The 13,613-nt window shown below is 56.7% G+C and carries 9 protein-coding genes; 8 read left to right on the top strand and 1 reads right to left on the bottom strand.

Features of this window, described 5'->3' with window-relative positions; genetic code table 11:
• Window positions 1-48: 48 nt before the first annotated feature.
• The 4 genes from araD (at window position 49) to rluA (ending at window position 7,047) form a co-directional block, all read left to right on the top strand.
• The gene (araD, locus tag ACTU3N_RS02520) at window positions 49-744 is read left to right on the top strand and encodes an L-ribulose-5-phosphate 4-epimerase (protein ID WP_443084553.1); all 696 of its coding nucleotides are present in this window, start codon (window positions 49-51) and stop codon (window positions 742-744) included.
• Between the two features lie 73 nt (window positions 745-817).
• On the top strand, window positions 818-3,175 hold the full coding sequence (gene polB, locus ACTU3N_RS02515) for a DNA polymerase II (protein ID WP_443084552.1): 2,358 nt from the start codon (window positions 818-820) through the stop codon (window positions 3,173-3,175).
• 294 nt (window positions 3,176-3,469) lie between these two features.
• Window positions 3,470-6,376 carry an RNA polymerase-associated protein RapA gene (rapA, locus tag ACTU3N_RS02510; RefSeq protein WP_443084551.1) on the top strand — a complete coding sequence of 969 codons (2,907 nt, stop codon included), beginning with the start codon at window positions 3,470-3,472 and terminating at the stop codon, window positions 6,374-6,376.
• 14 nt (window positions 6,377-6,390) lie between these two features.
• Window positions 6,391-7,047, top strand: a complete 657-nt coding sequence (rluA, locus tag ACTU3N_RS02505; protein WP_443084550.1) for a bifunctional tRNA pseudouridine(32) synthase/23S rRNA pseudouridine(746) synthase RluA — start codon at window positions 6,391-6,393, stop codon at window positions 7,045-7,047.
• Between the two features lie 37 nt (window positions 7,048-7,084).
• Here the strand turns inward: rluA and djlA are convergent, their stop codons facing one another.
• Window positions 7,085-7,900: a co-chaperone DjlA gene (djlA, locus tag ACTU3N_RS02500; protein ID WP_443084549.1), complete on the bottom strand. Its 816-nt coding sequence runs from the start codon at window positions 7,898-7,900 to the stop codon at window positions 7,085-7,087.
• A gap of 195 nt (window positions 7,901-8,095) precedes the next feature.
• Here djlA and lptD point away from each other — a divergent pair, with 195 nt between their 5' ends.
• The 4 genes from lptD to rsmA are packed head-to-tail and all read left to right on the top strand — an operon-like array spanning window position 8,096 to window position 13,612.
• Window positions 8,096-10,468 (top strand): LPS assembly protein LptD, encoded by a 2,373-nt coding sequence (gene lptD, locus ACTU3N_RS02495; RefSeq protein WP_443084548.1) that lies wholly within the window; start codon window positions 8,096-8,098, stop codon window positions 10,466-10,468.
• A gap of 53 nt (window positions 10,469-10,521) precedes the next feature.
• On the top strand, window positions 10,522-11,808 hold the full coding sequence (surA, locus tag ACTU3N_RS02490) for a peptidylprolyl isomerase SurA (protein ID WP_443084547.1): 1,287 nt from the start codon (window positions 10,522-10,524) through the stop codon (window positions 11,806-11,808).
• A complete protein-coding gene (pdxA, locus tag ACTU3N_RS02485) occupies window positions 11,808-12,794 on the top strand; it encodes a 4-hydroxythreonine-4-phosphate dehydrogenase PdxA (protein WP_443084546.1) in 987 nt (328 codons plus the stop codon). Before surA ends, pdxA begins: the two co-directional genes overlap by 1 nt.
• Entirely contained in the window at window positions 12,791-13,612 is an 822-nt protein-coding gene (gene rsmA / locus ACTU3N_RS02480; protein ID WP_443084545.1) for a 16S rRNA (adenine(1518)-N(6)/adenine(1519)-N(6))-dimethyltransferase RsmA, read from the top strand. Before pdxA ends, rsmA begins: the two co-directional genes overlap by 4 nt.
• Window position 13,613 lies beyond the last annotated feature (1 nt).

The raw sequence follows: 13,613 nt of genomic DNA, 5'->3' as shown, positions 1-13,613 counted from the left end.
CAGGGAACCCGGCCTGCGCTGGCAGGCCGTCCATTCCTGGAGGTACACATGTTAAGTGAATTGAAACGTCAGGTGCTCGAAGCCAATCTGGCCCTGCCTGCGCACAACCTGGTCACCCTGACCTGGGGCAACGTCAGCGCGGTCGATCGCGAAAAAAATGTGCTGGTGATTAAACCCTCCGGCGTCGATTACGCACTGATGACCGAAGACGATATGGTGGTGGTGAATCTCACCACCGGCGAAGTGGTGGAAGGCAGCAAGAAGCCCTCATCGGATACGCCAACCCACCGCTTGTTGTATCAGGCTTTCCCCACCATCGGCGGCATCGTGCACACCCACTCTCGCCACGCCACCATCTGGGCGCAGGCCGGGCAAGCGATTCCGGCGACCGGCACCACGCACGCCGACTACTTTTATGGCGAGATCCCCTGCACCCGCATGATGAGCGATGCGGAGATCAACGGTGAATACGAGTGGGAAACCGGCAATGTGATCGTTGAAACCTTTGAGAAACAGGGGATTGAACCGGCACAAATGCCCGGCGTACTGGTGCATTCTCACGGGCCGTTTGCCTGGGGGAAAAACGCCAGCGACGCGGTGCATAACGCTATCGTGCTCGAAGAGGTGGCCTATATGGGCATCTTTAGCCGCCAGCTCAACCCGCATCTTCCCGCGATGCAGAAAACGCTGCTTGATAAACACTATCTGCGCAAGCACGGCGCGAAAGCGTACTACGGCCAATAGCTGTATAAAACCACAGCATTAACCGATAAACCAGGCTATAATATCGCCTGGTTTTATTTTATGAGAGAACGCTGTGGCGCAGGCGCGAGAAGGCTTTTTACTGACCCGGCACTGGCGGGATACGCCAAACGGCACCGAGGTGGAGTTTTGGCTGGCAACGGACGACGGGCCGTTGCGCGTCGTGCTGCCGCCGCAGGAGTCGGTGGCGTTTATCCCTGCCGCGCAGGCTGGGGTGGCGAAGCAGCTTTTAAGCCGCGAAAACAACTGGCAGCTGAAGCCGCTTGAGCTAAAAGATTTTCATCGCCAGCCGGTGTGCGGCCTCTATTGCCGCGCGCATCGCCAGCTGATGCGCCTGGAGAAAATGCTGCGTGATGGCGGCGTGACGGTTTATGAAGCCGACGTCCGCCCGCCGGAGCGTTTTCTGATGGAGCGCTTTATTACCGCGCCGGTGTGGGTCGATGGCGAGGCGCAGGGCAATGCGCTTATCAACGCGCGCCTGAAACCCAATCCGCACTATCGCCCGCCGCTGAAATGGGTCTCGCTGGATATTGAAACCAGCCGCCACGGCGAGCTGTATTGCATCGGGCTGGAAGGCTGCGGCCAGCGCACGGTGTATATGCTGGGGCCGGAAACCGCCAGCACGCAGGTGCTGGACTTCGAGCTGGAATATGTGGCGAGCCGCCCGCAATTGCTTGAGAAGCTCAACGCCTGGTTCGCCCGCCACGACCCGGACGTCATCATCGGCTGGAATCTGGTGCAGTTCGATCTGCGCGTATTGCAAAAAAGCGCCGAGCGCTACCGCGTGCCGCTGACATTAGGCCGCCAGGGCAGCGAGCTGGAGTGGCGCGAGCACGGTTTTAAAAACGGCGTCTTTTTTGCGCAGGCTACCGGCAGGCTGATTATTGACGGTATCGAAGCGCTGAAATCCGCGTTCTGGAATTTCTCCTCTTTCTCGCTGGAAGCGGTCTCCAGAGAGCTGCTTGGCGAAGGAAAAGCGATTGATAATCCGTGGGATCGGATGGATGAAATCGACAGACGCTTCGCAGAAGATAAACCGGCGCTCGCCACCTATAACCTGAAAGATTGCGAACTGGTGACGCGCATTTTTCATAAAACCGAGATCATGCCATTTCTGCTGGAGCGCGCCACGGTGAACGGCCTGCCGGTAGACCGCCACGGCGGCTCGGTTGCCGCATTCAGCCACCTCTATTTCCCGCGTATGCACCGGGCAGGGTATGTCGCGCCAAACCTGGGAGACGTCCCGCCGCAGGCCAGCCCCGGCGGTTATGTGATGGACTCGCGCCCCGGGTTGTATGATTCGGTGCTGGTGCTGGATTACAAAAGCCTCTACCCGTCGATTATTCGCACCTTTCTTATCGACCCGGTAGGGCTGGTAGAAGGCATGGCGCAGCCGGACACGCAGCACAGTACCGAAGGGTTTCTCGGCGCCTGGTTTTCCCGCAGCACGCATTGCCTGCCACAAATCGTCAGCCAGATCTGGCACGGGCGCGATGAGGCGAAACGTCAGGGCAATAAACCGCTGTCGCAGGCGCTAAAGATTATTATGAACGCCTTTTACGGCGTGCTCGGCACCAGCGCCTGCCGCTTTTTCGATCCGCGTCTCGCCTCATCGATAACCATGCGCGGTCATGAGATCATGCGCCAGACCAAAGCGCTGATTGAAGCGCAGGGCTATGACGTGATTTACGGCGATACCGACTCAACATTTGTCTGGTTAAAAAAGGCGCACAGCGAAGAAGAGGCCGCACGCATCGGCAGGTCGCTGGTTGAGCATGTGAACGGCTGGTGGGCGGCGCATTTACAGGAACAGGGGCTGAAAAGCGCGCTGGAGCTGGAGTTTGAAACCCATTTTTGCCGCTTTTTGATGCCAACCATTCGCGGCACCGAGCTCGGTAGCAAGAAACGCTACGCCGGGCTGATTCAGGAAGGGGATAATCAGCGCATGGTCTTTAAAGGGCTGGAAACGGTGCGCACCGACTGGACGCCGCTGGCGCAGCAGTTTCAGCAGGCGCTCTACCTGCGCATCTTTCGTAACGAGCCTTATCAGGACTATGTGCGGGAAACCATCGCCAGCCTGATGGCAGGCGAGCTGGACGAACAGCTCATATACCGCAAGCGCCTGCGCCGGGCGCTGGCGGAGTACGAGCGCAATGTGCCGCCGCATGTGCGCGCAGCAAGGCTTGCCGATGAAGAAAACCGCAAGCGAGGCCGCCCGGCGCAGTATCAAAATCGCGGCACGATTAAATACGTCTGGACCACCAGCGGCCCGGAACCGGTGGATTACCAGCGCTCGCCGCTGGATTACGATCACTATCTGACAAAACAGCTTCAGCCGGTGGCCGATGGAATTCTCCCTTTCATGGACGACGATTTTGCTACACTACTTACCGGGCAGCTAGGTTTGTTTTGATACTGCAGCACAAAGCGGATTGCACGTAAGGTTTTGCGTTGTCGTGCACCGGCGAACGATGCCCGGGCCGTAAGTACTGATGCTGCGGCTCTACAGAGACGGGTTCACGGATGAACAGAGTGTTTGAGCCAATAATTTTGCCGCATAAAACACAATGGGTAGCGCGGATAGTGACGAATGGAATGTCATCCAGTACCATAGCGCCCTCCTTTTTCCTGACCCAAATTTTTTACGCCCGCCTCTCCTCTGGCGGAGACGAACTATTGCCTGCAATCTGAGATATAGAGTTCATTTATGCCTTTTACACTTGGTCAACGCTGGATAAGCGATACGGAAAGCGAGCTTGGACTAGGAACGGTCGTCGCAATCGACGCGCGCACGGTCACCTTGCTTTTTCCTGCCACCGGTGAGAATCGTTTATATGCCCGCAGCGATTCGCCGGTTACACGCGTGATGTTTAATCCTGGCGACACAATCACCAGCCATGAAGGCTGGCAGTTAACCGTAGAAGAAGTAAAAGAGGAAAACGGTCTGCTTGCTTACATCGGCACCCGTCAGGACACACAGGAAAGCGGCGTCATGCTGCGCGAAGTGCTGCTCGACAGCAAACTGGTGTTCAGCAAACCGCAGGATCGCCTGTTCGCCGGGCAAATCGACCGTATGGATCGTTTTTCCCTGCGTTTTCGCGCCCGCAAATATCAGAGCGAGCAGTACCGTATGCCCTGGAGCGGCCTGCGCGGCCAGCGTACTAACCTGATTCCCCATCAGCTGCATATCGCCCACGACGTGGGCCGCCGCCATGCGCCGCGCGTACTGCTGGCTGACGAAGTCGGTCTTGGTAAAACCATTGAAGCCGGGATGATTCTGCATCAGCAGCTGCTCTCAGGCGCAGCGCAGCGCGTGCTGATCGTCGTGCCGGAAACCCTGCAACACCAGTGGCTGGTTGAAATGCTGCGTCGCTTCAACCTGCGTTTTGCTCTGTTTGATGACGAGCGTTACGCCGAAGCGCAGCACGATACGGACAACCCTTTCGAGACGGAACAGCTGGTGATTTGTTCGCTCGATTTTGTGCGTCGCAGCAAGCAGCGCCTGGAGCATCTGTGCGATGCCGAGTGGGATCTGCTGGTGGTCGACGAAGCCCATCACCTGGTGTGGAGCGAAAACCAGCCGGGGCGCGAATACCTGGCTATCGAGCAGCTGGCCGAGCGCGTGCCGGGCATTTTGCTGCTGACCGCAACGCCGGAGCAGCTCGGTATGGAGAGCCACTTTGCCCGCCTGCGCCTGCTCGATCCGAACCGATTTCATGATTTCGATCAGTTTGTCGAGGAGCAGAAAAATTACCGTCCCGTCGCTGATGCGGTAGCGATGTTGCTGGCAGGCAAGCATCTGAGCAATGACGAGCTCAATACCCTCAGCGATTTGATTGGCGAGCAGGATGTCGAACCGCTGTTGCAGGCGGCTAACAGCAACCACGACAGCGCAGAAGAGGCGCGCCAGGAGCTGATAGCCATGCTGATGGACCGTCACGGTACCAGCCGCGTGCTGTTCCGAAACACGCGTAATGGCGTCAAAGGATTCCCGAAACGCGAGCTGCACACCATTAAGCTGCCGCTGCCGACCCAGTACCAGACCGCGATTAAAGTCTCCGGCATTATGGGCGCGCGCAAAAGCATGGAAGAGCGCGCCCGCGATATGCTCTACCCTGAGCAGATTTACCAGGAGTTTGAAGGCGACAGCGGCACCTGGTGGAACTTTGATCCGCGCGTCGAGTGGCTGATGGGCTATTTGACCAGCCATCGCTCGCAAAAAGTGCTGGTCATCTGCTCGAAAGCCGCCACGGCGCTGCAACTGGAGCAGGTGCTGCGCGAGCGTGAAGGCATCCGTGCGGCGGTGTTCCACGAAGGGATGTCAATTATTGAACGTGACCGCGCTGCCGCCTGGTTTAGCGAAGAAGACAGCGGCGCGCAGGTGCTGCTGTGTTCGGAAATCGGTTCTGAGGGCCGCAACTTCCAGTTTGCCAGCCATCTGGTGATGTTTGACCTGCCGTTTAACCCGGACCTGCTGGAGCAGCGCATCGGGCGTCTGGACCGAATCGGTCAGGCGCACGATATCCAGATCCACGTGCCTTACCTGGAAAAAACCGCGCAATCCGTGCTGGTGCGCTGGTATCACGAAGGGCTGGATGCGTTCGAGCACACCTGCCCGGCCGGGCGCGCCATTTATGACAGCGTGCACGATACGCTGATTAACTACCTGGCCGCGCCGGAAAATACCGACGGCTTTGAGGAGATGATTAAGTCCTGCCGTGAGCAGCACGATGCGCTGAAAGCACAGCTGGAGCAGGGGCGCGACCGCCTGCTGGAGATCCACTCCAACGGTGGCGAAAAAGCCCAGGCGCTGGCGGACAGCATTGCCGAGCAGGATGATGACACTGCGCTTATCAGTTTCGCCATGAACCTGTTTGATATCGTCGGTATCAACCAGGACGATCGCGGCGAGAATATGATTGTGCTGACGCCATCGGATCATATGCTGGTGCCGGACTTCCCCGGCCTGCCGGAAGATGGCTGCACCATCACCTTCGATCGCGACGTGGCGCTGTCCCGCGAGGACGCGCAGTTTATCACCTGGGAGCACCCGCTCATCCGCAACGGTCTGGATCTGATCCTCTCCGGCGACACCGGCAGCAGCACTATCTCTTTATTGAAAAATAAAGCGCTGCCCGTCGGCACGCTGCTGCTGGAGCTTATCTACGTTGTGGAAGCGCAGGCGCCGAAACAGCTACAGTTGAACCGTTTCCTGCCGCCGACGCCTATCCGCCTGCTGCTGGATAAAAACGGCAACAACCTGGCAGGCCAGGTCGAGTTCGAAACCTTTAACCGCCAGCTCAGCGCCGTCAACCGCCATACCGGCAGCAAACTGGTCAATGCGGTGCAGCAGGAAGTCCACAGTATCCTGCAAAAAGGCGAGCAACTGGTTGGCGATGCGGCACAGGCGCTGATTGAGGCGGCGCGTCAGGAAGCGGATGACAAGCTCTCCGGCGAGCTGTCGCGCCTGGAAGCATTAAAGGCGGTGAACCCGAACATCCGTGACGACGAGCTGGAGGCCATTGAAAGCAATCGCCAGCAGGTGATGGAAAGCCTGGCCCAGGCAAGCTGGCGACTGGATGCGCTGCGTCTTATCGTCGTGACGCATCAATAACGGAGCCGCCCAGGATGATGGAAACATACAATCCGCCGCAGGAGCCGTGGCTGGTGATCCTCTATCAGGATGCGCACATTATGGTGGTCAACAAGCCTGGCGGTTTGTTGTCCGTAGCGGGGCGTCTTGAAGAGCATAAAGACAGCATCATGTCGCGCATCCAGCGCGGCTTTCCCGAGGCCGAGTCGGTGCACCGTCTGGATATGGCGACCAGCGGCGTGATTGTGGTTGCCCTCACCAAAGCCGCCGAGCGTGAACTGAAGCGCCAGTTTCGCGAGCGCGAGCCGAAAAAGCAGTACCTGGCGCGGGTCTGGGGGCATGTGGAAAAAGACGAAGGGCTGGTGGATTTACCGCTCATCTGCGACTGGCCAAACCGCCCGAAGCAGAAAGTGTGTTATGAAACCGGCAAAGCGGCGCAAACCGAGTACCAGGTGCTGTCGCGTGATGACGATGGCACATCCCGCGTGCTTCTCAAGCCTATCACCGGGCGCTCGCACCAGCTGCGCGTGCATATGCTGGCACTGGGGCACCCAATCCTTGGCGACCGGTTTTATGCGCCGCCGGAGGTGCTGGCGCTGGCCCCGCGTTTGCTGCTGCATGCCCAGACGCTGACCATCACCCATCCGGCGTTCGGTAACAGCATGACGTTTAAAGCGCCGGTGGATTTCTGACGCTCTCCCCCGCCCTCGCGGTCGGGGGATTTACGCTTTAACGAAAACCCTTCTGCTCACGAATCAGCTCGTAGGCTTTTTGAATTTCCTGCGCTTTTTGTTTTGCCATCTCCATCATCTGCGGCGGCAGTCCTTTCGCCACCAGTTTATCAGGGTGATGCTCGCTCATAAGTTTACGGTAAGCGCGCTTGATGGTCGTCGCATCGTCAGAGGCTTTCACACCCAGCACGTTGCAGGCATCCTCCAGCGTTGGCCCGCGCTGCGCCTGCTGCCAGCCGCCACCAGCCTGCTGCTGCTGATACCCCCCACCAAACTGCGCGCCGCCCTGCATCATGCGCAGGAACTGATCGAACTGCACGCGAGAGATGCCTAACTCTTCAGCGATAACGTACAGCACGGCGCGCTCGCTGGGATGCAGCGAACCGTCGGCAAACGCCGCCTGGATTTGAATTTCCAGAAACATCCTAATCAAATCAAAGCGCCCGAAGCAGACGCTGCGAAACTGGCGCATCTTATCGCGTAGCGGGTAGTTATCCGCCTTGCCGACGCGAAACGCCTGCTGCGCCGCCGTGCGCGACTCGCCATGCAGGTTCAACCTGTCCATAAACAGACTGGCGACCTGGATGTCTGCTTCGGTGACGCGCCCCTTTGCTTTGGTCAGATGCCCCATCACCTCAAACGTGGTGGCAAAAAAGAGCGTCTGGCGTTCGCGCTGGTTCGCAAACCACGCCATTTTTTGGCTGCGAGCCTTATCAAACATATGCCCGATAATCAGCCCGAGAACCGCGCCCCAAAAGCCGCCGCCCATGAAAAGCGCAAGCACCACACAAACCACTTTTCCCCAATACTGCATATACTCCCCAAATCGTCATGCCGTCGGCTAAAATTTGCTTTATCATACCCGTCATTCAATGCCGTGCACAGGCGCAGTCTTCGCATGCCTGGCGCGTGAGGGCAGCATTAACACTAGCGTTGCAATGGTGAGTAAGTTAGTCTCAGACCGTTTGCCAGCGTAAAGCCACAGATGACGGAACAACAAATACAACGTATGAAAAAACGTATCCCCACCCTCCTGGCCACCATGATTGGCTCTGCTCTCTACAGTCAGCAAGGGATGGCAGCCGATCTTGCCTCGCAATGTATGCTTGGCGTTCCCAGCTACAATCGCCCGCTGGTGCAGGGCGATACCAATGATTTGCCGGTGACCATTACCGCCGATCACGCACAGGGCGACTATCCCGACAACGCCGTCTTTACTGGCAATGTCGATATCAATCAGGCAAATAGTCGCTTGCAGGCTGACGAGGTGCAGCTCCATCAGCAGCTGGCCGAAGGTCAGACGGAACCGGTACGCACAGTGGATGCGTTGGGTAATGTGCACTATGACGATAATCAGGTCATCCTGAAAGGTCCGAAAGGCTGGTCGAATCTCAACACCAAAGACACCAACGTCTGGGAAGGAGATTATCAGATGGTGGGCCGTCAGGGGCGCGGTAAAGCAGACCTGATGAAACAGCGCGGCGAAAACCGCTACACCATCCTGGAAAACGGCTCGTTCACCTCCTGTTTGCCGGGTTCTGATACCTGGAGCGTGGTCGGTAGCGAAGTTATCCACGATCGCGAAGAGCAGGTTGCCGAAATCTGGAACGCGCGTTTTAAGCTTGGCCCGGTGCCGGTATTTTACAGCCCCTATTTGCAGCTGCCGGTCGGCGACAAGCGCCGCTCAGGTTTCCTGATCCCAAATGCAAAATACAGCTCGAAAAACTATTTTGAGTTCTATCTGCCCTATTACTGGAACATCGCGCCGAACTTCGATGCCACCATTACGCCGCACTATATGCATAAGCGCGGTAACGTGCAGTGGCAGAACGAGTTCCGCTACCTGACGCAGGCAGGCCAGGGCCTGGTAGAGTTTGATTATCTGCCTTCTGATAAGGTCTACAGCAACGAGTATCCTTCCGAAGGCGATCGTCATCGCTGGCTGTTCTACTGGCAACATGCGGGCGTGATGGATCAGGTGTGGCGCTTTAACGTTGACTACACCAAAGTCAGCGACCCGTATTACTTCAACGACTTTGATTCCAAATACGGTTCCAGTACCGATGGCTACGCAACGCAGAAATTTAGCGTTGGCTATGCGTTGCAAAACTTTAACGCCACGGTCTCCACCAAGCAGTTCCAGGTGTTTAACCGTGAGAACAGCAACTCCTATGCCGCAGAACCGCAGCTGGATGTGAACTGGTATCAGAACGATTTGGGGCCGTTTGACATGCATGTGTATGGTCAGGCGGTGCACTTTACCAATACCAGTTCGAACTATCCGGAAGCCACGCGTGTGCATCTGGAACCGACGCTGAGTTTGCCGGTCTCCAATGACTGGGCCAGCCTGAACACCGAAGTGAAAATGCTGGCGACGCACTATCAGCAAACTAACCTGAATAACTATCGTGAATATGCTGCGCGTCAAAACGCAAACTTACTGGAATCAGCTAACCAGTTAAAAGACTCCGTAAACCGCGTGATGCCGCAGTTTAAGGTTGACGGCAAGATGGTGTTCGAGCGCAATATGGACTGGGCGTCGGGCTATACCCAGACGCTGGAGCCGCGCGTACAGTACCTGTATGTTCCGTATCGCGACCAGAGCAGCATCAATAACTATGACTCTGCCCTGCTGCAATCGGACTACAGCGGCCTGTTCCGCGACCGCACCTACGGCGGTCTTGACCGCATCGCGTCAGCAAACCAGGTCACCACCGGTGTGAGCACCCGCATATATGATGATGCGGCAGTTGAACGTTTTAATGTTTCTGTTGGTCAAATCTACTATTTCACCGAGTCGCGGACCGGTGATGACAATATTCAATGGGAGAAAGACAACAAAACAGGTTCGCTGGTGTGGGCGGGCGATACGTACTGGCGCATCTCCGATCGCTGGGGTCTGCGCGGCGGGGTGCAGTATGACACCCGCTTAAACAACATCGCCAACAGCAGTTCATCGCTGGAGTATCGCCGTGATGAAGACCGTCTGGTGCAGTTGAACTACCGTTATGCCAGCCCGCAGTATATTCAGGCGACGCTGCCGAACTTCGCTACATCGGAGCGGTATAAAGAAGGGATTTCGCAGGTGGGCACAGTAGCAAGCTGGCCGATTGCCGATCGCTGGTCGGTGGTGGGCGCTTACTATTTCGACACTAACACCCGCAAACCCGCCGATCAGATGGTCGGTTTGCAATATAACTCCTGCTGTTATGCGATTCGCGTGGGTTATGAGCGCAAAATTAACGGTTGGGAAGATGACCAAAGCAAGTATGACAAAGTCATTGGTTTCAACATTGAGTTACGCGGTCTGAGCTCCAACTACGGTTTAGGAACGCAACAAATGCTGCGTTCGAATATTCTGCCGTACAGTAGCACAATGTGATCTGCTTGATTTGCAACGTAATCCGCATTGCGGTTAATTGAAATGGAAAAGGTATGAAGAACTGGAAAACGCTGCTTCTCGGTATCGCTATGGTTGCGAATACCAGTTTCGCCGCGCCTCAGGTTGTCGATAAAGTCGCTGCGGTCGTCAATAACGGCGTAGTCCTGCAAAGTGACGTTGATGGTTTGATGCAATCGGTAAAAGCTCAGGCTGGCCAGGCGGGTCAACAGTTACCCGATGATGCCACGCTGCGCCATCAGATCCTTGAGCGACTGATCATGGATCAAATCATTTTGCAAATGGGCAGCAAAATGGGCGTTACGGTGACGGACGAGCAGCTTGATGCCGCCATTGCCGACATCGCCAAACAAAACAACATGACGATGGATCAGATGCGCAGCCGTCTGGCCTACGACGGGGTGAATTTCAGCACCTACCGTAACCAGATCCGCAAAGAGATGATCATCTCTGAAGTGCGTAATAACGAAGTGCGCCGTCGCGTCACCGTTCTGCCGCAGGAAGTCGAAACCCTCGCGCAGCAGGTCGGTAATCAAAACGATGCGAATACCGAGCTGAACCTGAGCCATATCCTCATCCCGCTGCCGGAAAACCCAACGTCTGCGCAAGTCAACGATGCAGAAACTCAGGCGCGCTCCATTGTTGAACAGGCCCGTAACGGCGGCGATTTCGGCAAGCTGGCGATCACCTATTCCGCTGACCAGCAGGCGCTGAAGGGCGGCCAGATGGGCTGGGGCCGCATTCAGGAACTGCCGAGCATCTTCGCGCAGGCGCTGAGCACGGCGAAAAAAGGCGACGTACTTGGCCCGATCCGCTCCGGCGTTGGGTTCCACATTCTGAAAGTGAATGATTTGCGTGGTCAGAGCCAGAACATCTCTGTGACTGAAGTTCACGCGCGTCATATCCTGCTGAAACCGTCACCGATCATGAGCGACGAGCAGGCTCGCGTGAAGATCGAGCAGATCGCCGCAGATATCAAAAGCGGCAAAATGACTTTTGCTGACGCCGCGAAACAGTTCTCTCAGGATCCAGGCTCTGCGAACCAGGGCGGCGATCTGGGCTGGGCTGCGGTAGATATCTACGATCCGGCCTTCCGCGATGCGTTGATGAAGCTCAACCGTGGCCAGGTTAGCGCGCCGGTACACTCCTCTTTCGGCTGGCATCTGATTGAACTGCTGGATACTCGCCGGGTAGATAAAACCGATGCAGCGCAAAAAGACCGCGCTTATCGTATGTTGATGAACCGTAAGTTCTCAGAAGAAGCAGCAACCTGGATGCAGGAGCAACGCGCCAGCGCTTACGTGAAAATTCTGAGCAACTAATGAAAACGCAGCGTATCGCGATCACGCCCGGCGAACCCGCCGGGATTGGTCCGGATCTGGTGGTTCAGCTCGCCCAGCGCGACTGGCCGGTTGAACTGGTGGTCTGTGCCGATGCAACGCTACTCACAGACCGGGCGAAGCTGCTCGGTCTGCCGCTGCAACTGCGCGAGTACACCCCTTCTCTTGCCCCGCAGGCGCAACAGGCCGGTACGCTTACCGTGCTGCCCGTCTCTTTGCGCGCGCCCGTTATCCCCGGCACCCTGACTCCGCTCAACGGCCCTTACGTGGTTGATACCCTTGCCCGCGCCTGCGATGGCTGCCTGAACCATGAGTTCGCCGCGCTGGTCACAGGCCCGGTGCACAAAGGGGTGATTAACGATGCGGGGATGCCGTTTACCGGCCATACCGAGTTTTTTGAAGCGCGTTCTGGCGCGCCGAAAGTCGTGATGATGCTTGCCACCGAAGCAATGCGCGTGGCGCTGGCCACCACCCATCTGCCGCTCAGAGCAGTGGCCGATGCCATCACCCCCGCTTTGCTGCGCGACGTTATCACCATCCTGCACGGGGATTTACAACGTAAGTTTGGTATTAGCCAGCCGCATATTCTCGTCTGCGGTTTAAACCCGCACGCCGGTGAAAACGGGCACATGGGCACAGAAGAGATCGATACTATCATTCCTGTGCTTGATGAAATGCGCGCGCGCGGGATGAATCTGAGCGGGCCGCTCCCTGCCGACACGTTATTTCAGGCGAAATATCTCGATAATGCCGATGCGGTGCTGGCGATGTACCACGATCAGGGCCTGCCCGTGCTAAAATACCAGGGCTTTGGCCGCGGCGTGAATATCACCCTCGGTTTACCCTTTATTCGAACATCCGTTGACCATGGTACCGCGCTCAGTCTCGCGGGCCAGGGAAGCGCGGATGTCGGCAGTTTTATTACGGCGCTTAATCTCGCCATCAAAATGATTGTTAATATTCAATGAATAATCGAGTCCATCAGGGCCATTTAGCCCGCAAACGTTTCGGACAGAACTTCCTCCACGATCAGTTCGTGATAGACAGCATCGTTTCGGCTATCAATCCGCAAAAAGGCCAGGCAATGGTCGAAATCGGCCCCGGCCTCGGCGCGCTGACCGAGCCGGTTGGCGAGCGCTTAGATAAGATGACGGTTATCGAGCTTGACCGCGATCTGGCCGCACGCCTGCAAACGCATCCGTTCCTTGCGCCGAAACTGACTATCTATCAGCAGGACGCAATGACCATGAACTTTGGCGAGCTGGCGAAAACGCTCGGCCAGCCGCTGCGTGTGTTTGGCAACCTGCCCTATAACATCTCCACGCCATTAATGTTTCATCTCTTTAGCTATACTGATGCCATCGCAGACATGCATTTTATGCTGCAAAAAGAGGTGGTAAATCGTCTGGTTGCAGGGCCAGACAGTAAAGCGTATGGTCGATTAAGCGTGATGGCGCAATATTACTGCCAGGTTATCCCGGTGCTCGAAGTGCCGCCAACCGCCTTTGCGCCGCCGCCGAAAGTAGATTCAGCCGTGGTTCGTCTGGTACCGCACGCAACCATGCCACATCCGGTTAAAGATATTCGCGTGTTGAGCCGTATCACCACCGAAGCGTTCAACCAGCGGCGTAAAACCATTCGTAACAGCCTTGGCAACGTGTTTACCGTTGAGGTGTTAACGTCGTTGGGTATCAGCCCTTCGATGCGTGCGGAAAATATTTCTGTAGCGCAATATTGTCAGTTAGCGAACTACCTGACTGATAATGCGCCTCCGAAGGAGAATTAAG

The sequence above is a fragment of the Vagococcus sp. WN89Y genome (genome assembly GCF_052220145.1).
GTDB lineage: Bacteria > Pseudomonadota > Gammaproteobacteria > Enterobacterales > Enterobacteriaceae > Kosakonia.
Note: the sequence above shows the minus strand (reverse complement) of the source record. Positions and strands in the feature narration are given on the sequence as shown.

Coding starts and splice junctions, on each gene's coding strand:
- araD (WP_443084553.1), top strand. CDS start 49: ATGTTAAGTGAATTGAAACGTCAGGTGCTCGAAGCCAATCTGGCCCTG.
- rapA (WP_443084551.1), top strand. CDS start 3,470: ATGCCTTTTACACTTGGTCAACGCTGGATAAGCGATACGGAAAGCGAG.
- rluA (WP_443084550.1), top strand. CDS start 6,391: ATGATGGAAACATACAATCCGCCGCAGGAGCCGTGGCTGGTGATCCTC.
- djlA (WP_443084549.1), bottom strand. CDS start 7,900: ATGCAGTATTGGGGAAAAGTGGTTTGTGTGGTGCTTGCGCTTTTCATG.
- lptD (WP_443084548.1), top strand. CDS start 8,096: ATGAAAAAACGTATCCCCACCCTCCTGGCCACCATGATTGGCTCTGCT.
- surA (WP_443084547.1), top strand. CDS start 10,522: ATGAAGAACTGGAAAACGCTGCTTCTCGGTATCGCTATGGTTGCGAAT.
- pdxA (WP_443084546.1), top strand. CDS start 11,808: ATGAAAACGCAGCGTATCGCGATCACGCCCGGCGAACCCGCCGGGATT.
- rsmA (WP_443084545.1), top strand. CDS start 12,791: ATGAATAATCGAGTCCATCAGGGCCATTTAGCCCGCAAACGTTTCGGA.